This is a genomic window from Lacticaseibacillus huelsenbergensis, assembly GCF_029726355.1.
Lineage (GTDB): Bacteria > Bacillota > Bacilli > Lactobacillales > Lactobacillaceae > Lacticaseibacillus > Lacticaseibacillus casei.
Genome location: NZ_CP120687.1, coordinates 1,923,900 through 1,942,940, shown reverse-complemented (window position 1 = coordinate 1,942,940; position 19,041 = coordinate 1,923,900). Strand labels below are relative to the sequence as shown.

Annotated in this window: 20 protein-coding genes and 1 pseudogene; 9 read left to right on the top strand and 12 right to left on the bottom strand. The window is 48.5% G+C overall.

Annotated elements, in window-relative coordinates:
• Nucleotides 1-438 precede the first annotated feature (438 nt).
• Complete coding sequence (locus tag LHUE1_RS08845; protein ID WP_049171545.1) at nucleotides 439-1,092, bottom strand: NAD(P)H-binding protein; 654 nt, start codon at nucleotides 1,090-1,092, stop codon at nucleotides 439-441.
• 175 nt (nucleotides 1,093-1,267) lie between these two features.
• Here LHUE1_RS08845 and LHUE1_RS08840 point away from each other — a divergent pair, with 175 nt between their 5' ends.
• The 3 genes from LHUE1_RS08840 (at nucleotide 1,268) to thiD (ending at nucleotide 4,114) form a co-directional block, all read left to right on the top strand.
• On the top strand, nucleotides 1,268-2,104 hold the full coding sequence (locus tag LHUE1_RS08840) for a hypothetical protein (protein WP_010493547.1): 837 nt from the start codon (nucleotides 1,268-1,270) through the stop codon (nucleotides 2,102-2,104).
• On the top strand, nucleotides 2,097-3,158 hold the full coding sequence (locus LHUE1_RS08835; RefSeq protein ID WP_025013224.1) for a hypothetical protein: 1,062 nt from the start codon (nucleotides 2,097-2,099) through the stop codon (nucleotides 3,156-3,158). The genes LHUE1_RS08840 and LHUE1_RS08835 overlap by 8 nt, the downstream gene beginning before the upstream one ends.
• A 134-nt stretch (nucleotides 3,159-3,292) precedes the next feature.
• Nucleotides 3,293-4,114, top strand: coding sequence for a bifunctional hydroxymethylpyrimidine kinase/phosphomethylpyrimidine kinase (gene thiD / locus LHUE1_RS08830; RefSeq protein ID WP_047107306.1), 822 nt, complete (start codon nucleotides 3,293-3,295; stop codon nucleotides 4,112-4,114).
• Between the two features lie 104 nt (nucleotides 4,115-4,218).
• Here thiD and LHUE1_RS08825 read toward each other — a convergent pair whose 3' ends face one another.
• The 6 genes from LHUE1_RS08825 to mutY all read right to left on the bottom strand — a co-directional run bounded on the left by LHUE1_RS08825 (nucleotide 4,219) and on the right by mutY (nucleotide 8,486).
• Entirely contained in the window at nucleotides 4,219-4,851 is a 633-nt protein-coding gene (locus tag LHUE1_RS08825) for a hypothetical protein (RefSeq protein WP_049171542.1), read from the bottom strand.
• A gap of 169 nt (nucleotides 4,852-5,020) precedes the next feature.
• Nucleotides 5,021-5,545, bottom strand: coding sequence for a DUF308 domain-containing protein (locus LHUE1_RS08820; protein ID WP_049171539.1), 525 nt, complete (start codon nucleotides 5,543-5,545; stop codon nucleotides 5,021-5,023).
• A 78-nt stretch (nucleotides 5,546-5,623) separates the two neighbouring features.
• On the bottom strand, nucleotides 5,624-5,803 hold the full coding sequence (locus tag LHUE1_RS08815; RefSeq protein ID WP_025013219.1) for a hypothetical protein: 180 nt from the start codon (nucleotides 5,801-5,803) through the stop codon (nucleotides 5,624-5,626).
• Entirely contained in the window at nucleotides 5,800-6,468 is a 669-nt protein-coding gene (locus tag LHUE1_RS08810; RefSeq protein WP_049171537.1) for an NAD(P)H-dependent oxidoreductase, read from the bottom strand. Before LHUE1_RS08810 ends, LHUE1_RS08815 begins: the two co-directional genes overlap by 4 nt.
• Entirely contained in the window at nucleotides 6,465-7,256 is a 792-nt protein-coding gene (locus LHUE1_RS08805; RefSeq protein WP_049171535.1) for an alpha/beta hydrolase, read from the bottom strand. Before LHUE1_RS08805 ends, LHUE1_RS08810 begins: the two co-directional genes overlap by 4 nt.
• A gap of 114 nt (nucleotides 7,257-7,370) precedes the next feature.
• Nucleotides 7,371-8,486, bottom strand: a complete 1,116-nt coding sequence (gene mutY / locus LHUE1_RS08800; protein WP_213291589.1) for an A/G-specific adenine glycosylase — start codon at nucleotides 8,484-8,486, stop codon at nucleotides 7,371-7,373.
• 207 nt (nucleotides 8,487-8,693) lie between these two features.
• Here mutY and LHUE1_RS14375 point away from each other — a divergent pair.
• Nucleotides 8,694-8,920: pseudogene (locus LHUE1_RS14375) on the top strand (hypothetical protein).
• On the opposite strand, the gene LHUE1_RS08795 reads toward LHUE1_RS14375, so the two are convergent.
• The 5 genes from LHUE1_RS08795 to LHUE1_RS08775 all read right to left on the bottom strand — a co-directional run bounded on the left by LHUE1_RS08795 (nucleotide 8,914) and on the right by LHUE1_RS08775 (nucleotide 14,898).
• Nucleotides 8,914-9,390, bottom strand: coding sequence for an Hsp20/alpha crystallin family protein (locus tag LHUE1_RS08795; protein WP_016363742.1), 477 nt, complete (start codon nucleotides 9,388-9,390; stop codon nucleotides 8,914-8,916). The pseudogene LHUE1_RS14375 and the gene LHUE1_RS08795 sit on opposite strands and share 7 nt — an antisense overlap.
• Nucleotides 9,391-9,894: 504 nt before the next feature.
• The gene (locus LHUE1_RS08790; protein ID WP_005684115.1) at nucleotides 9,895-10,038 is read right to left on the bottom strand and encodes a hypothetical protein; all 144 of its coding nucleotides are present in this window, start codon (nucleotides 10,036-10,038) and stop codon (nucleotides 9,895-9,897) included.
• A gap of 158 nt (nucleotides 10,039-10,196) precedes the next feature.
• On the bottom strand, nucleotides 10,197-10,526 hold the full coding sequence (locus LHUE1_RS08785; protein WP_080978136.1) for a helix-turn-helix transcriptional regulator: 330 nt from the start codon (nucleotides 10,524-10,526) through the stop codon (nucleotides 10,197-10,199).
• 125 nt (nucleotides 10,527-10,651) lie between these two features.
• Nucleotides 10,652-13,777, bottom strand: a complete 3,126-nt coding sequence (locus tag LHUE1_RS08780; protein ID WP_217774591.1) for an AAA family ATPase — start codon at nucleotides 13,775-13,777, stop codon at nucleotides 10,652-10,654.
• Nucleotides 13,774-14,898: an exonuclease SbcCD subunit D gene (locus tag LHUE1_RS08775; protein ID WP_049171527.1), complete on the bottom strand. Its 1,125-nt coding sequence runs from the start codon at nucleotides 14,896-14,898 to the stop codon at nucleotides 13,774-13,776. The genes LHUE1_RS08780 and LHUE1_RS08775 overlap by 4 nt, the downstream gene beginning before the upstream one ends.
• A gap of 65 nt (nucleotides 14,899-14,963) precedes the next feature.
• Here LHUE1_RS08775 and LHUE1_RS08770 point away from each other — a divergent pair, with 65 nt between their 5' ends.
• The 5 genes from LHUE1_RS08770 (at nucleotide 14,964) to LHUE1_RS08750 (ending at nucleotide 18,972) form a co-directional block, all read left to right on the top strand.
• Nucleotides 14,964-15,590 carry an HAD family hydrolase gene (locus LHUE1_RS08770; protein WP_025013211.1) on the top strand — a complete coding sequence of 209 codons (627 nt, stop codon included), beginning with the start codon at nucleotides 14,964-14,966 and terminating at the stop codon, nucleotides 15,588-15,590.
• A 499-nt stretch (nucleotides 15,591-16,089) separates the two neighbouring features.
• Nucleotides 16,090-16,854, top strand: coding sequence for a DeoR/GlpR family DNA-binding transcription regulator (locus LHUE1_RS08765; RefSeq protein ID WP_047107290.1), 765 nt, complete (start codon nucleotides 16,090-16,092; stop codon nucleotides 16,852-16,854).
• 62 nt (nucleotides 16,855-16,916) lie between these two features.
• Nucleotides 16,917-17,345 carry a galactose-6-phosphate isomerase subunit LacA gene (lacA, locus tag LHUE1_RS08760; protein ID WP_010493495.1) on the top strand — a complete coding sequence of 143 codons (429 nt, stop codon included), beginning with the start codon at nucleotides 16,917-16,919 and terminating at the stop codon, nucleotides 17,343-17,345.
• A gap of 47 nt (nucleotides 17,346-17,392) precedes the next feature.
• Nucleotides 17,393-17,911 (top strand): galactose-6-phosphate isomerase subunit LacB, encoded by a 519-nt coding sequence (gene lacB / locus LHUE1_RS08755; RefSeq protein WP_025013209.1) that lies wholly within the window; start codon nucleotides 17,393-17,395, stop codon nucleotides 17,909-17,911.
• Between the two features lie 59 nt (nucleotides 17,912-17,970).
• Nucleotides 17,971-18,972: a tagatose-bisphosphate aldolase gene (locus LHUE1_RS08750; protein WP_213291570.1), complete on the top strand. Its 1,002-nt coding sequence runs from the start codon at nucleotides 17,971-17,973 to the stop codon at nucleotides 18,970-18,972.
• The last annotated feature ends 69 nt before the right edge of the window (nucleotides 18,973-19,041 follow it).

Here is a 19,041-nt window from a genome sequence, read left to right as displayed (position 1 = left end):
AGTACCACCCCCAATGGCACTGACACGGGAACCCCGCGCACCCCCAATGCGTGGGGTCTTTTTTTGTTGAGCGCGAACCAGCCCGGTTAGAAACCGGAGCATAAGTGGCCTCAGACCTAAATGGCTGGTCTTTGGCCATTTAGGTCTGAGGTCCTTATGTGCAGGTTTCTGGGCTGGTGAGCGCGTTATAGAACACGAAACTCTGACTACATACTTGCCTATAATAGAAAGCATTCCCCCGTTAACGCGGCTTCAACCATTCGAAGTCCTTACAAGCAGCCCCCACGCCATCAACTGCCTTACAGAACACAACAGTCCACCTACATACTTACAAACCAAAAAACACGACCCCCGCCCGATGACCAGCCACACCACACCGCCAACCATCGAACCAAGGATCGTGTTTTGTTTTACTCACTCAAACAACCAACCACACCATCACGCATCCGCATCACGCACCGTAATCCGATCCTGCAGCGCAGTCGGCCGTTCCAGCTGATCAAGAATCGCCAATGCCATATTTCCAGTGGTAATGTGGCTCTGTCCATCTTCGCCAACCAACAAGGTATCCTTACCGGCAACATAACTCGTGGCCGGCCCCGTCGGAAACGCCTCGCTCGCTGAAATCCCGATCCAGTTAACATTATCGGTCATCTGCAAGAACCGATATTCATAATACTGATACTTAGCACCGTCATACCACGGCTGGCTTGCAGCACTTTCAGGAAAATCAAGAATCATGGGATGATCCGCGCCCGGCATCGACAGACTCGCACTCCCCAGAATGAAAACCGCTAAAGTGTCCGTATTCCGTAACAAACTAATCAGGTGGGTCGCAAAGTCCAAATGCAAATACCCGCGACCGGATCCCCACGGTACACTCAGCGCATCCACAACGGCATCAACGTTATCTAAATCAGCTTCTGTCAACTCCAGTGGTGCCTTCACCAGTGTCGGCACATTTTGGCCAAGTCGACTAGCCGCTTTTTGCGTGTCCCGAACGACTGCCAACACTTCATGACCACGCCGCTGCGCCTCGGCAACGATCGCGCTCCCAGCCCGGCCAGTCGCACCTAAAACAGCTATTTTCATCTTCATACCTCATTTCGTTTACGCTTACCAACCAGATTTGATTTCATTCTAGCATGCATTTGATGAAAGCGGCTGATTCAACCTTCTCTGTGGCAAAAATGAGAATAAAACTTCCTTATATGCCTGTTTATGCGGTACACTTAAAATAACCGGATAGAATGTGAGAGGATATTAAATGTCAATCGAAACGAGTCTAACTTACCAAAAAAAATTCTTCAGTGATTTTACCGATGCCTGGCATAAAAAATCACGTTATCGCTTATATCAGGGAATCGATGCAACCGCCGAAAACTTGCGGCTAGACATCGAAGAAGCCCCTGGTTACATCTTAGCCTACGACAAAAGCGCCCAAGCCGAGTTGCACGACTTTTTGCAAATCGGGTTCATTGATTTTTTACGTCAGCACATCCCTTTTTTTGAGGTCAACGACCAAGGAACCGTCTATTTTGGTAACTGGTACCACCGTCGTGACTTCGGTCATATCAACGTTATTTTACGCGCCATCACCCAGTCGACCGATGAGCAGCGTAAAATTCTGCCGCAATTAGAAGCCTTTTCCGCTGATCCTGATCATTATTTAGATCGACAACTGGATGCGATGCGCAAGGAAGTGTACCGCGATGTTGATTCGCTGCACACGCAAATCGATAATCTCGAAGCCGAGGCTGCGCCGGAACGCGACCAACCTGCCCAAGGCGGTAGCGGATTCCGGGGGTTGCTGAAGAACTTCATCGATCCAAACGACGACGATGATCCTGCACCGACATCCCGAACTTCAGCCGCAGACGCTTCACAACTCAAAGCCCGCTTTGACAAAGAAAAGCTGGCTGCTGATGACACCTTTGACAAGCGCAAACGCGAACTGGAAGTTTCTGCAGCCATCACGCGCTATGAATATCAGGCCGTCATGAATACTTACAGTTCCGTTGCTGAATTTGAAAATGTCCTTGCCAATTTAAAGGACGATTTCATGCAGTCATTAAAGCTTGAAGGAGGCCGCACGAATGCTTAATCTGAATGACACACATCTGGCTGCCTTAATTGCCAAGCCCCTATCTGTTTCCCAATTACGGCAACAAATTAGTACCGCTTATCAAACCGAAACCGACCGTCTGGCTGATTCCCCACTATGGGGCGCCAATGACGACGCTTTGACGGCATTATTAGCCAGCTACACCGGCCTCATGCGCGATAAGCTCTATCAGACGTTGCAAAACATGGCGTCAATTCCGGCCAACTTTTTGCAAACGTTGTGGTTCAAAGATACAACGACCGATTCACAGCACAGCGAAATCACGCTCATTCAGGCAACCGAAAACGACAATAACACCTTGTTGACGATCGTGAATCCTTTAAGCGCCGATGCGACGCTCAAAGCGGTCAATCTGCCAACCTTATTGCAGATAACCGCCAGCGACAGCCATGCGTTGCCGTACGATGACGATGAAGTCAAGGCACTTTCTGCGTTGACCAAGGCGCTTAACCAAGGTGGCTACCAGTTCTCATCAATTGATGAAACAGTCTTACAACCTGTCAACGGGCTACACTTTAAGACCCGTTTTGACAACCTCAAGCCATTAGTTGCCAAAAAGACGGTTGTCAAAGCAGGCGCCTTTAGCATTAATGTCACCTTAGATCTTGAAAGCAAAGTGCTCGATTATCAGATTCTGGATGAAGACGGCCACGACTGGAAAGATCTGGGTTCGGAAGATGTGAAAAGTGATCGCTTCGAATGGGCATCGACGACAATTCCGGAAGAACTGGTCAATCACCATCTCAAATTAGTCGTGCGGGTTGCTGCCGGCAATAACTCTCCTGCTTTAGACGAACTATTTGTCATTGCGTCAAACAATGCGATTTTAATGCGGCAAGGCAAACAAAAAGGTGTCTACGAATTACCGCTGCCCAATCAAAAACTCTTTACAGTTCTGATTGATCCTGATAATAATATGGTTTATCTGAAGTATCCGGATCCGGAAACTCAGGTAATTGAATTAAACCGGCAATATCCGTTTATTGGTGAATGGCTCAAAGCCGTATTGCCGCAGAAACGGGCGTTTAATTAAGGTTAATCATCACAGATCAGGCAGCTTAACGTGTTCGCTGGTGATGAATTCTACGTGTGAGGATATTTCGGTTACTTACACTCCGACTTCTAAGCGGGCCAGCTCACGCTCACAATTTGTTGGGAGGTTTTTCCATGGCTAATGAATTTCCGCAAGTAATGACGATTGGCGGTACGGATAGCGACGGCAGTGCCGGCGTTCAAGCCGATTTGCATAGTTTCTTTATGCGCGGTGTGTATGGTGCCACCGTTTTGACCGCTGCTGTTGCCGGCAACTCCTATGGCATTCAGGACAGCATGGTGATGCCATTGCCGTTCATCGATGCCCAATTCAAGTCGTTGGCCGCTGATCTGAAGATTCGCGCGGCCAAAACCGGGATGTTGGCTGATCGCGCTTTGGTACAGGACATTATCAAGAACTGGCAGCAATATGATTTTGGCGCGTTGGTAGTTGACCCAGTCATTATCACCAAACACGGTGCCATGTTACTGGAACAAGACGCGTACGACGCCGTCAAAAATGATCTCATCCCGCTGGCAACTGTTGTGACGCCGAATCACTACGAAGCCGAGCACCTGACCGGCATGAAGCTTGATACGGACGCCAACATCGAGGCGGCCGCGCATCAACTGCAAGATTCCGGAGCTAAGAATGTCGTTCTAAAAGGCGCACACGATAATCCTGAGCAAAAAGAAGTTCGTGACTTCGTGTTGCTGGAAAGCGGCAAAACCTTCTGGCTGAGCGAACCTTACCACAATACCGATCGGGTCAATGGCACCGGCGATACACTGTCAGCCGTCATTACCGCTGAAATCGGTAAGGGTAACACGATCGAAGACGCCATTCGGATTGCCAAACGCTTTACGAACCAGGCGATCGGCCATCCCATTGCCGTTGGTCACCAATACGGCCCGATCAATCATTGGGCTAATCAGATCGTTTACCCGCAAAACTAAACAACGCACAGAACTGCAAAACAAAATCGGTGCAGGAAACCCAGACAGTTTCCTGCACCGATTTTAGTTTGGCCACCTTAACCGTTTAATACCACAATTATCGATTAGTTATAGACGACATGCTCTTCATCAATCTGTCCAAAATTTTCGTCTAACGCCATTCGCAAAAGTACAGGGGCTGTTTTCGAGTACCCGGCCACGTAAACTTCACGGTGGCGATCATTGTACTTCGGCACCAGCTGATTGTCCGCAATCATCGTCTGAATCCGCGTCAAGGCAACTGCGCTATCGTCCAGCGGCGTGTCACTGAAACTCTGAATCTCAAAGCCTTCTGCCAATTGTTCAAAATGCAGCTGTTTGGCGATGGCAGGATCAAAATCAAGTTGCGCCAAGGCAGCCGTAAATTGCGCCTTTTCAATAAACAACGGCTGCTTGAGCCATATTCTGAAAACATGCCGACTGCTGATTTTGTCACCGCCTGACCAAACCGCCTGCAATGGATAAGGTCGATACGCCTTAAAATTCGGGATCTTAATGCCAACGTTAGGACCTTCGCTGATTTGCTTGGCTACTGCCGTGACAGCCGCTGCTAAATCGGTAAACGTTTCATCGGCTAACCGATTCGGCGCAACCCCCATTGCCGTGATATAACTCCGCGTCGTCAATTTAACAAAACTTGGCGTTGCCGAACGTGAATATTCGTCCTGTTCGACTTCCTCCCAATTAAATTCGCTCATTTTATTGCCCCTCTCTGTAAGCGCTTATCACATTCCTGCCACAGAGTTTAGCGATGTTGGCGGTGAAACACAATTAATTTGTCTGGTGGTTAAGGTAGTGCGGTTTTTGGTTGCTGATGAAACAAAAAGCCGTAGACAGCAGGGTCCGCGACTTTTCTACACATAGGTTTTATTTTTGCTTACTACCAAACAACTGCAGAATCCCCATCACGACCAGCAATCCGCCGAATAACGAGAAGACCATCATCACGGTTCTGAATGGGTTAATCACCATGATCGCCCCGATAATGATGAGGGCAATCCCATAGACGATGGTTGGCCACGGTGCGACATTCACATATTGCTGCTGATGACGGGCGCTCATAATTTTATTGATGCCATAAACGATCAACACGATGCCGATGATAAACGGCCCCATGCTCATCAGTGGCATGACAATCGCCGGTAATAGCAGGGCTACTAACAGATAGACGATGCCTGTAAAAAGCGATGTGCTATAAGTTCCGGAGCGCTTTTTAGCCGAGAAGCCGTCGACCAGCTTGGGAATGGCCGCAACAATCAACACCGCAGCCACGATCCATAGAAAACTCCGATAGACTTGGTGCGGTTCAATTAAAATCCATGCTCCGATCAGAATCATAAGAAGGCCGCGTAACCACGACCACCGTTGAAGACGATCAAACATTGCTTGCATATATCCGATGCTCCCTTGTTTTGCTAATTAAAGCATAGCATATTGCCCGGCAATGCCCCTCCGTCGTCAGACTGAACTTTACCATTGCTCATGATTCCAGCTACGGCCGTCGATTTCTGCTTCCAGTTGTTCGCGCCGCTCGGCTTGCTGCGCGACAAAAGTTTGCAACGCCGCAAAGAAGGCCGCCTTTTCATAAGATACCGCATCTTTTTCATGCTGGGCAGCCGCGTTGATCAGCCACTGTTCATCGGTTGTCATTCCGATTCACCTGCCTTCAACTCATGTAACGTCAAACGCAAGCGGTCAATTTCATCGGTTTGCGTAGCCAGTTGGTCAGCTAGCATTGTCGTCTTGGGATCTTCCTGCAACCGATCGATAAACCACTGCGCCTGCGCTTCAAAGTTATCAGGATGCTGCAGCGTCAAATATTGCTGGTAGCGGATCAGTAATTGCTGGTGTTCCGAATCATTTTGGTTGGCGAATCGGGCAATGGCCAATGGCGCCAACAGCCGCAAGCCGGTCTTTTCGGCCAACGCGGCATAAGGTGCCAAAAATTGGCTCAAACTAAACCCTACCTGGCCGCCAAGTTGATAAGCCGATTCCGGTTGGCTGAAGCTCACCACGAGGCCCAATGACTTCCCCTTCAAAAGGCCGCCATGTGTGTCATAAACGAATTGCTTCACCCAAACTTCTGTCAACCACTGATGCAAGCTCGCAGGCGCCATGTACCAATACAACGGAAACTGCAAGACAATCCGGTCAGTTTCCTGAATCATTTGCTGCTCGGCAGCGACATCAAACGGCAAGTTCGCATCTAAATGGTGCCACACAACTTGCGACAAAGAAGCGGCACTGGCTTTTAGAAACTGCTGTGTGTCGCTTTTTTCGATATTCGGATGGCTGATAACCACTAATGTCTTCAATTTGACCCCTTCAGTAAGTGTTGCGCCAAGAATGCGACTGTCTCCGGCCACGCTTCGGCAAGATAACCTTCCGCATGCTGGCCGCCGGGGATGACCTGCAACGTCACCGGCACGCCCAACGTCGCGGCTGCTTGACCAAGCTGATAAATGCCGCTCACCGGAATAATCTCTTCTTGTGAATTAGCCAGATACATCGGACCCGCCTGCGCTGTCAAGCGTTCAAACGGTTCGACTTGCGGAAACTTGGTCTCATCTGCATCCACATAATTCAAAATGAACCACTTGTAAAATGGATCGTTCCGGCCACCTTGGTCGATTTTAGCGCTCGCGGTGTTCACAAAATCGGTTTTGGTATCAGGTTGCGCTACGACGTTTGGATGCGCGGCAAACCACTTTTGAATGTCAAAAATCCCCGACCATGAAACCATCGGCACGCCTTCAGCCAAGCCAACGTCAACCGATAAGGAACCACCGGCACTCGACCCGAAAACGCCGAGCTTTTTCGTTTCCACATGATCACGCAGCCACGAAAAAGCCGCTAAAACATCATCCCGCGCTGCTGGGAAAAAGGCTTCCGGCGCTAATCGATAGTTCGGAACGGCAACCGCATAGCCAAGCGCGGCGAAGCGTTCGGCCATGCTACCTTCCTTATTCTTTTCACCGCGAAACCAACCGCCGCCGTGAATATCAAGAATCGCCGCACCATTTGGTTTGTCCGGCTCATAGAAATCGAGTTTCTGTAAAGGAGCATCGCCATAAGCAATATCTTTGGTGACTTTAACTGTCAAAATAATCGCCTCTCAATCATCACGATGACCACAGTATAACGCCCTTTTCTATAAAACAGCTAAAAATTGGCCCGCTTCAGCTTGCTGCTAATCGCGACATGAATGGCCTGGAATCTAATCTGAATCATCCAATCCTAGCGCCTGATTCAGCTTCTTCTGGACGGTTGGCAGTGCTATTTTGCCAAAATCCTTAGGCGCCACCCAACGTGCAGGGATAAACTTCAGCTCCTCAGCTTTGGCATCGGCCCCGATTAACGTCATCTGCCAGCGTTGGTGGGTAAACGTATGTTGAACCTGCTTGACGCCAAGATCGGCGAAAGTTAAGGCCAAGCCTGATGATGCAGCAAAAGTCTGACTCACTTCATCTAGTTGATCGCTCATCATAGTAGCTTCGAGATCTGCCATATCAATCAATGGGAACATCCATAAATCTGCCAACATACCGGTACTAGGACGCTGCTCGAACAAATAACCGGCATCAGAGCGCACGACCAAAGCAAAATAGCGATGCACAACTGGTCGCGGTTTTTTCGTTTTAACCGGATAATCTGCCACAACGCCATCACGGTAACTTGCATCAAAGTCACGCACAGGCGAGTGTTCGGGATCCGGGTGACTGGCGGACATATAGCTTGAGCCAAGATCCATCACGGCCTGATTGAAATCACCAGGACGATCTTTTGGAATTAATGGGCGAATCAGATCGTAAAACACTTGGCGCGTTTGCGGCCGCGCGATATCGGCGTCCACTTTGAACAAGCGGGCAAACACCCGAAACGCATTGCCATCAATCGCAGGCACAACTTCGCCGAAGCTGATCGAAGCAATCGCGCCGGCTGTATAAGGGCCGATGCCAGCCAATGTTTGTAACTCAGCTGACGTCTGTGGCCATTTTCCACCATAATCATTCACAATTTGTTTCGCTGCCTGCTGTAGGCGCCGCGCCCGTGAATAATAACCTAAACCTTCCCAAGCCTTCAAAACTGCCGCTTCCGGTGCTGCGGCCAACGCCTCGACAGTTGGAAACTGTGTCATGAAGCGTTTGTAATACGGAATCACTGTCTGAACCTGAGTCTGCTGGAGCATTAATTCGCTCACCATCACATGATAAGGGTCATGATCTTGCCTCCACGGCAGCGTTCGCGCGTGTCCGTCATACCAATCTAAAAGTGCCTGTTGAAATGCCGCTACTTTTTCTGGCGGCCAATCCATTAATTTGTTGTTTGTCATCATAGAAGTTAGCTTACCATGGAGTTTGGTGTTGGGAAACTGTTTGGTGGCTTGATGGGGATTGTTCTATTTGAGGCAATGGAATGGTTAAGTTTCGCTTTCTATAACGCGCTCGCCAGCCCAGAAACCTGCGTGTAAGGACCTTGGACGCAATGGCAAAGACCGCCATCACGCCCAAGGCCACTTACACTCCGGTTTCTAAGCGGGCTGGCTTACGCTCACAAAAAAATCACCCCTACGATCATACGTATCGCAGAGGTGATTTCTTTTTACGGTTCAATGATCACTGCAACTGCTGCAATTCTCATCGATTCGTTTTGCTTACTACTGGGTTTTGCCCATCAACGACAGTGGTGCCGCTTCTGATCATGCTTGCAATGCAGTTCGTGAGTCTTGAGCCGCCTGACGACAAACACTACTCAATCCATTACTGAATTTCAATGTTGTGACCAGACTCCTTTGATTCAGTCAACTTTGGGCATGTGATGTTAAGAACACCATCTTTGTAGTTTGCCTTGATGTTGCTGTCATCAACGTTTGGCAGTTGATAGCTCCGACTCATCGTGCCATAGCTGCGTTCGGACATCATGACGTTGCCGTTCTTGTCGGCGTGATCTGTGATGTCATCCTTGTGAACATTGATGCTCAAAATGCCATCATGGTAGTTCAACTTGATGTTGTTCTTATCGATCCCAGGAACATCAACATGAACTTCGTAAGCGTCCTTGGTCTCCTTAACGTCAGTCAGCAATCCGTTGACGGCCGTGCTGGCAATGGAAGGAGTTGCCCAATCCATCCAGTCAGATACCGGGCCGAAGAACCGACGTGCCAAGTTGTCAAAGAACGGATCATTAACATCATTCATCAACTCATTATTACGACGATTCATAACTTCATTAGCCATAACAGATAACTTCCTTTCAATCAGAGACTTTGGGGATTCAGGAGAACGATCTTAGCTCCGGAGCCTTTGTTCCTTCTCCCTCGCTCCACCTATAGTTATACCACAAATTAGCACTTGTGAACGCCGAGTGCTAAAGTTTTTTGAAAAAAGTTTGGTTAGCGGTTGTTATGGGGCGTCATTACTGTGTTTTCGGGTTGTGTATTTACCTATACCTTTGTTGGAAGTAGCCATCATCGGGGTACTTTTGGTTGTGGCCGTAAGTGATTTTAGCGGCATCGGTATTTGTTCTATTGTCTGCAAAGATAGGTTGGGCTGTTACGTTCTATAACGCGCTCGCCAGCGCAGAAGCCTGCGTATAAGGACCTTGGTCGCAATGACCAAGCCCGGGTCATCAAGCCCAAGGCCACTTATAACTTATACTCCAGCTTTTAAGCGCGCTGGCTCACGCTCACAAAAAAAGATCCCAAACAATTTCTCATTTGGAATCCATGACTCAGCTAAAAATTAGTTTTCATTTTCAAGGCGTTCTGCTTCTTCGTCAATCGTTTCGAAACCTGACTTCTTAGGTTTCTTTTCAGGATGTTCTTGGCGCTCCTTTTCGACCTTAGCGATCAAAGCTTTCTTCTGTTCTTTGCTCAATGATGCCATGTGATGTCGCCTCTTTTTGGTGTGAGTTAGAAGGTTTGACCCTTTCAACTTCTGTTATACCACTTAAATGGCACCTTGACACACCAAATTTTAATCTGATCACCGACTCAGGAGAAGAACAAATGAATTTTTGGCCTTCCAGCATATGTTTTTCAAGCTTAATTCTTTTGGGGTTTCGCCCACTCAAACCGTTTAACCTGAGCAAGGTCATCGGTCTCAGCCTGTGACAACCGATAATTAAAGTCAAGCTGTAAAAGCCATCTAGCACTAAGACCAGTGGCTTGCTCAATTTTCCGCGCAACATTGATACTCATATACGCATGCCGATTCAAAATAAATGAGAGTTGCTTTTGCGAAACGTCAATGTGCTCCGCAAACTCAGACTGCGTAATATTGTGATATGCCATCAATTCCTTCAACGCATCAGCTGCCGAAGTCGTTGGCACAATGTTCATGGGTGCTGAATCATTAAAGTCTACTTCAAACATAAATCCGTCCTGGCAATGGCCATGTTCAGTGCTTGCAAAAATACCAATCGTTTCATTGAACATTACCATATGGGTATATTCCTATCAAGTAAAACTTTTGTCGCACCGCGCTCAACATCCCTTAACTAAGCCATATGCAACACTTTCAGCCGACTGCGCCCGGTTCCTGCCGGTTGTACCTGAAGCTGATCGGGAATATTATCGCGTAATTCCGTAACGTGGGATATAATGCCGATCAGCCGCGATTCGCCTTCCAATGACTCGAGGGCGTTCATGGCCACATCAAGGCTATTGGTGTCCAAACTGCCGAATCCCTCATCAACAAACAACGCATCAATGTTGATACCGCCGCTTTCCTGTTGAATCACCTCGCCTAATGCTAATGCCAGACTAAGGGCTGCAATGAAGCTTTCGCCGCCGGATAGCGTCTGGACTGCACGCTGTTCGCCAACCTGATCATCATAAACATCGATTTCCAAACCGGAATGAATCTTTTGCGTACCCAGATCGGTGTGCAGCACAAACTGATAACGCTGATTGGACAGAACCTGCAGGCGCGTGTTGGCAACATCCAGAATTTGCTGAAGATAGGCTTGCAGAACATACCGCTCCAAACTCAGCTTCTTCGGCCCATTGCCGTTCATCACTGTTGTCAACGTCTGTAAGTCAGCATAGGCAGCCAGCGCGGCTTTATTTTTTGCTAAAATGTCCGCAGCCTGCTTCAACAACTTCTTGGCCGTGTCATGCGCCTGCTGCACTTCAATCAACGCAGTCTGGGCTTTGGTTGCTGCAGCCTCCGTCAAAGTGGCCTGCTCTTCAAGTTGATCAAGCGCCGGCTCGTGCTGATCGCCAATGGTTTTATTGCTGGATTCCAATAACGTCTTTTGCTTCAAAACCGCATTGTTATAGTCTTGAGTCTGCTGTTGCAAAATCGGCAACTGATCCAATTGCTCTTTTAGTGCAGTAAATTGTTTGGACCCATCTGCGCCAAAATATTCTGTTACTGCTTGTAAAAAGGCCGCCGTTGCTTCCTGATGGTCTTTTTCCAGTTTGGCAATTTGCTCCGTGGCGTGGCGCTCATCGGCATGGAGTCCGGCTAGCTGGCGATCCAAGTCGCTTACTTTGTCTTGTGCGGCTTGGCGGTTTTTCTGATAGGTGTCAACCGCTTGGGTCAGTTCCGCTGACTGTGCGGTCACAGTTGCCAAATCGCTGGTCCCTTCAGGCAGCGCCGCTTGCATCGTTGCCAGCGCACTCGTAGCCGTAGCGGCCTCAAGTTTGGCAGTATTAACTGCATCTTGAGCGGCTTGAACCTTGTCCGTATCCTTCGTGACAGCGGTTTGCAACGATTTCAATGCTGTCTCAAGCGCTGTTTGTTTTGCCTCGGCCGCTGCCAGCTTCTTCACGATTTTAGTAGTCTCAGCTTCAAACGCACTCAATTGAACCAAAATATCGGCATTGTCAGCATCAGAACTGAGGAGACTTGGTTGCTGGGCCAGTTTTTCCACAAAGTCACGTTGGGCAACACTAGCTTTTCGGGTCACCGTTGCCTGCTGGTCTTCAAGATTTTTAAGTTGCGTTTGCAAGGTTGTTTCTTTTGCAGCGGCCTGCTGACGCGTTTGTTCCGCCTGCTTGATGGCCGCCTCGGTTACCAATGGTTCGGTCGTGGCCACGGCTCGGTGGGGATGCTCAAGACTACCGCAAACCGGACAAGGCGTGCCGGGTTCCAGCTTAGCCGCCAGCCGGGCGATTTGCTGCTTGATCTGGGTTTGTTGCAGATCGTTCAATTGCTGCGCCGCAGTTTTGCTGGTTTCTGTCGCTTTTTCCAGCGATGTTTTAACCTTTGCCAGCTTTTCTCCAAAAGTAAAAGCATCTGTTTGCGCTTCTTGATAGTTCGCCGCAATTGGCGTCAAGGTCGCCAATAATTGTTTATGTTCAGCCGCTCGGTTTGCTAAATCGGTCACTAACAAGTCGGATAATTCGGTTTGCTGCTGGGTAAGCGATTGTTGATCGTCCGCAAGTTTTTGCTGCGCCTTCTTCAATGCAGCACTTGCTTTCGTGACCGCATGGGCTTTCATCGTTGCCTGTTGTTTTTGCGCGCTCATGGCAACCAGTTGTTCGCGAACCGACTGTAATTGATCAAGCTGTTTTTTCTTCGCGTCAACGGCAGGCTCTTGTTGCTGCAGCTCAACCAAGCTTGTTTTAGCCTGATCCATGGACTGTTGGGTCGCCACCAAGGTTGCTTTGATCTGCGTTGCTTGCTTCCGCGCAGTGGCCAAATCCTGTGTCGTGGTTTCGACTCGTTGCGCAGCGGCTTCATGTTGCTGAACCCAGGTTAATTGAGCCATGCGTTTAAGCCGGTCTTGCTGAACTGGTTCCTGCTCGGCGAGTTCCGCCAGGGCAGTGGTGGTCTGTTCGCGGTCTTTGAACGCTTGTGCCAACTGTCTGCCTGCCTGAAGCGCTGCCTGTGCGACCTGATAGGCATGATGGTTGCTGTCAGCGGCTTTTTGTCGCGCCGCAACAGTCACCGCTTGCTTTTCGACAGTCTCCCGCATCAAGTCCAACTTGTCCGCTGGGGTAGCATTTTCATCTGGCTCGACTTCAAAATCAAACTGAGATGTCAGCAGGTTGAGCATGCGTTCCTGATCCTGAATTTCCGCGCCCTGCTCTTTGGTTTTGGCTAACATCGCTGTCTGCCAGCGCTGAATGAGCTGCGTGCCAAACAAGTCACGGAGCAAGTCTTCCTTAGCATTACTGTCCGCATCCAAAAAGTGCCGAAAATCGCCTTGAGGCAACAGCACAATCTGGCGAAACTGTTTGGCATCCAGATGCAAAACCGCATCTAACTGCGCCTGCACCTGATTCTTCTTGGTATATTCCGCGACTTGCTTATCGCCATCCGCAATCGCCAGCACGACCTTGGCCTTAACCTCGGTAAGCCCATCCCCGCGCTTTTTTTGTTGCAACTGTTGCGGCTGCCGCGTGACCGAGTAGTGTTTGCCATCATGCTCAAACGTCAACGTCACCTTGGTCAAATCATGATGACTGGCAAAATTCGACCGCATCTGAACGCCATCCCGCTCGCCAGAAGTTTCACCATATAAGGCATACACCAGCGCATCAAAAATGGTGGTTTTTCCGCTGCCGGTCGGACCGCTGATCAGAAACAAGGGACTGGTCTGAAAATCATCAAAATCAACCGTTTCATCTGCATACGGGCCAAAAAACTGCATGTGTAATTGTTTTAGTTTCATCGCTTCTGCTCGCTTTCTGCCGCGGCAAGACCGGACTTTGCCCACTTCAGTTGATCAGCCGTCAGATCGGTTTGCATCAGTTCTTCATAAAAGGCTTTCAATAAACTGACCGGATCCAGATCACGTTGCCGCTGTTGCAATGGCTTCACCGCTTGGACACCATTTTCCCGTCGTAAGCTGATGATGCGTGGATAAATCTGCCGCAGCTGAGCCATCACGTTGGGAATCACCTGGGTATCGGTTAAATCAATCCCGATGTAGGCATCTCGATCCTGCTTTTGGTAATACGCCGGATCGGTCAAATCCGCATAGCTGGCTTTTAATTCCAGTAAGTCATGCTGCGGCTTCAACGGCACAAATTCCCGCTGCATCGTTTTGGTATCCACAATGTAGACACCCTTTTCCTGCTTCGCCTCGCCTACTGCATACTTCAGCAAAGCGCCGCTATATTGAATTTTCGGCTCGCCATGCAACGCATTGTGATTATGTAAATGGCCCAACGCAACATAATCAAATGCCGTCAAATCATCAATCGGCACCGCGTCCAAGCCGCCGACATTCACTTTTGTTTCCGAAGCACTATGGTCACTGCCAGCCGCAAAAAAATGACTCACTAAAATATGCCGCATCCCCGGTTTGAACAGCGTCTTCATCTTGGTAACGATCGGCCGAATCGCCTGTGCAACGTTTGTAATGGTCTGATCCTGAAAATAGTCGCGAACCGCGAACGGCTCAAAATACGGCAGCAGGAAAAATTGAACGCCATCAAGCTCAATCGGCGTAAATGCTTCGGCTAACTGCGTATTGACATACATTTGGGTGGCGGAAAACCAGGAACGACCGGTTCGCAAACGCACCGCCGAATCGTGGTTGCCCGAGATCACCAACAACGGGTAATGCAAGTCGCGATTCAACTTCACGAGCATCTGGTCCAGCACCGCCACCGCTGCTTCGCTCGGCAGTGCCCGATCATATAAATCGCCGGCAATCACGATGCCGTCTACCTGTTGCGCCTGCGCAACCGCCACTAGTCGATCAAAAACTGCCTGCTGGTCTGCTAATAAGTCAAAATCATTTAATTTTTTGCCAATATGCCAATCGGCTGTGTGTAAGAATCGCATTTGAACGCCTTTCTTTGTTACCGCTTACTTGCTACAATAATATTGGTTATTTAGGAGGAAAATTTATGAACACGTTTATCTTTGATATCGATGGAACCTTACTCGATAATGTCGAGGGTTATCTCTACGGTTTACAGAAAACGCTGCGGCGGCACGGTCGCAAGGTACCTATCCAGGATCTGACTTGGACCAATGGCCGTGCAGGCGTTGATAGCTTGAAAGAACTAGGCTTCAGCGATGAAGAAGTTCCCGTGGTTCACGAAGAGTGGCGGGAAGATTCAAAGGCTTTTTTGACTGACGTTAGCTGGTTTCCTAATATGCAAGCCGTTCTTAAACAGCTAGGTCGGCAATATAAACTCGGTCTTGTCACATCAAAAGATAAACCGCAGTTTCTTGAAGAGGACAAGAAATATCACTTCAGTCCTTATTTTCAGACGGTAGTTGTCGCTGGTGAAGCCAAACGCAACAAGCCATTTGGCGATCCGATTACATTGGCTCGCGAACGTCTAGGTGGCAACCCAGAAACAACGGTCTATATCGGCGATACCTCGACCGATGCCCAAGCAGCTGCCAACGCGAATGTCGCTTTTGCACTTGCTGGGTGGACAACGCCGCCTTCACCAGCTGTCGCCCCACGCATCGCCGTCTTGCAGCGAGCTGACGATTTGCTGAAGCTTCCGGACTTAGGATAAACGGTCGTTTCTATTATATACTACGCATTTAATCCGCCAACGCAATTTTCAGAAGGCCAAAAATGGACAAGAAATCGATCATTTTCATATAGAAGATTTAGAAAAGCCGACCCGCGACAAACTTTGCCTGCAGGAGCCGACTTTTCTTTGTCTTTATCAACTGATTGGTGCAGCAGGTGACACACGTTCTCCTTCATCAAAAAAGCTCGTCATTTAATGACTTCTATTCTGTTGCAATCACAAGCCCGTGAGATTTTCCACAACCGGTATATACCATATGTTAAGGCTTGTTATATTCTGTTCACTTTTTCGGGCACTTTGTGAGTTTATTCAGGCAATAATCGATGACTTAAGAAAGCGGACAAGGCGTTCAAAAATCGCAAACTTGGCGTTAAACATTGTCATTATGAGCTTGACGAATGGTGTCGCCGGTGGTAACTTAAAAATGTGATAAGGAACAAAAACAAACAACAACGAACAGATCATGTGAGGTGATTCAATGTTAAAAGACGAGCGCTTGCTGACAATTCGCAACTTAGTGGATCGCAAAGGGATTGTGACCGTAAACGAAATTGGTGATAGTTTAGGCGTTTCAACCATGACCGTGCGTCGGGATCTGGAAGAGCTCGCCGATCGAAATGAGTTAATCCGCATTCACGGCGGTGCCCAAAGCACGCATTTTAAGCCGCTAACCGAATTATCCCGAAACGAGAAGCGATCCATTCACGTCAACGAAAAACGCAAAATTGCTGCGACCATCGCAGACATCATTACGTCAGGCGATACGGTGTACATCGGTCCCGGCACAACCATGGAACTCATTTCCCAGTACCTCAAAAAACCGGAAGTGCGCATTATTACCAATAGCCTTCCTGTTTTTCAGAGTTTTCAGGATCGTGCAGATTATTTTTCACTGAAACTGATTGGTGGCCAGCTGCGAGAGCGCTCCGGTGCTTTCATTGGCAGCTTAGCTAATGAGATGTTAGCTCACCTCACGACCACCAAGGCCTTTATCAGTGTCAACGGGATTGCCGACAACCATATCAGCAATGCCAGTCCTGAAGAGGGGCAGACCCAGCGGATTGCCCTCAACAATGCCGGCATGAAGTTTGTTGCTGCGGATCATTTTAAACTGAATCGGCAAGATTTTTACAGCTTCTATGACCTCGATCAAACCGATGGCCTCATCACGGATGATGGTATCAGCGCTGACGATAAGCAGCATTTTAGCGAGTATACCTCTGTTATCGTAGGAAAATCATAATGCGTTCACCGGCGCGGTTAAGAGCCGGTGAACGCTCACAAACAAAGAAGGAGAATTGAATTATGGATGTCATTATTGGTGCAGACAAAGACGGATTTGCAATGAAGGAACAGGTTAAGAAGTATTTGGAGGATCATCAGTATCAAGTTGCTGATGTAACCCCTGAACCTGCTGAAGATTTTGTTGAATCTGCTTTGGCAGTTACAAAGAAGTTGCTGAACGGCGACGCTCACAAAGCGATTATGTTCGACCGCTATGGCGTTGGCTCAGCTATGGCTTCTAATAAGGTTAAGGGTATGGTCACTGCCGTTGTTCAAGAAGAAAACACGGCGCACATGACCGCTGAACACAATGGTGCCAAGGCTATTGCTATCGGCACCGGCATCACCGGTCCTGATCGCGCCATCGCTATCGTTCAACGTTACCTCGACACCGAATATGCTGGCGGCCGTCATCAGATTCGGTTAGACATGCTGGAAAAGATGATCTAAGTTACGTCTCCGTTTATTTTTAAGCCAAGAAAGGAAGTTTCATCCTAATGATTATTGCAATCGGAAATGACCACATTGTCACCAATGAAAAAATCCAAGTCTCCAATATGCTGAAAGACATGGGCTACAAGGTGATTGATGAAGGTACCTATGACACGCATCGTACTCACTACCCAATTTATGGCAAACGCGTTGCCGAAGACGTTGCTGATGGGCGCGCAGATTTAGGTATCGTAATGTGCGGAACCGGTATCGGTATCTCAACTGCTGCCGATAAAAACGAAGGCGTTCGTGCCGCGATGGCTAATGACGCAACTTCAGCAGTTTATGCGCGTGAACAATTGAATGCCAACGTCTTAGGCATTGGTGGCGCCGTTACCGGTATCCATTTGATTGAAGATACGGTTAAAGCTTTCCTTGACGCAACTTACAAGGAAACTCCGGAAAACAAGAAGATCATCGACAAGATTGACAAAATTGCTAAGCCTAACCCAGAACAAAAAGACAATCCGCACTTCTTCGATGCTGAACTCGAAAAGTGGGACGAAGGCGTTTATCACGACTAATTTGGCTTCATGAGCGTTAACGCGCTCACTAACCTTTACTGAATTGGAGGAATTTTCATATGACTGTTAACCTTACTGCGGGTCAATTTAAACATTTACAACAACTTTCTGATGACAACAACGTTATCTCAGCTTTGGCCATTGATCAACGTGGGTCCCTGAAGAAGATGCTGGCAGCTGCTGCCAACAAACCGGCTGACGAAACTACGATTGTTGATTTCAAAAAAGCTGTATCTGAAGAATTAACCAAGTACGCTAGCTCCATTTTGCTGGATCCGGAATATGGCTTGCCAGCTGCAAAGGTTCGGGCACCTCAGGCCGGCTTGCTGCTTTCTTACGAAAAGACTGGCTACGATGCGACCGAACCTGGCCGTTTCCCTGATTTGATCGACAATCAGAGTGCATTGCGCATCAAGAACGAAGGCGGCGACGCGGTTAAGTTCTTGCTGTACATTGATCCAGACGAACCAGACAGCATCAACGATCGCAAGTATGCTTTTGTTGAACGTGTCGGTGCTGAAGCTAAAGCCAACGACCTGCCGCTGTTCCTTGAATTGGTTTCTTACGATGGTAAGACCAACGAAACCGGCACCGCTGCATGGGCCAAGGCTAAGCCTGAAAAGGTTATCAAGATCACCAAGGAATTCAGCAAGCCACAGTACAACGTTTCTGTCCTCAAAGTTGAAGTTCCGGTTGACCAGAAGTTTGTTGAAGGCTTTACTGATGAAGGTGTCACACCGGTTTATACCAAGGAAGAAGCCGCTAAGTACTACAAGGCACAGTCAGATGCCACCGATTTGCCGTTTATTTTCCTTTCGGCAGGCGTTTCAAATGAATTATTCCTCGAAGAACTCAAATTTGCTAAGGAAGCAGGTTCAACCTTTAACGGTGTTCTCTGCGGTCGGGCAACCTGGAAGCCAGGCGTTAAGCCATTTGCTGCTGAAGGCGAAGCAGCCGGTAAGAAGTGGCTGGAAACCGAAGGCAAAGCTAACATCGATCGTTTGAACAAGGTTTTGGCTGAAACTGCCACCCCTTGGACGGACAAGGTTACTCACGATTAGTTCGTGTGCAGGCCATAAAAGCCGACTCCCCAGGGAATCGGCTTTTATTAAATGAACGACTGGCGGCAG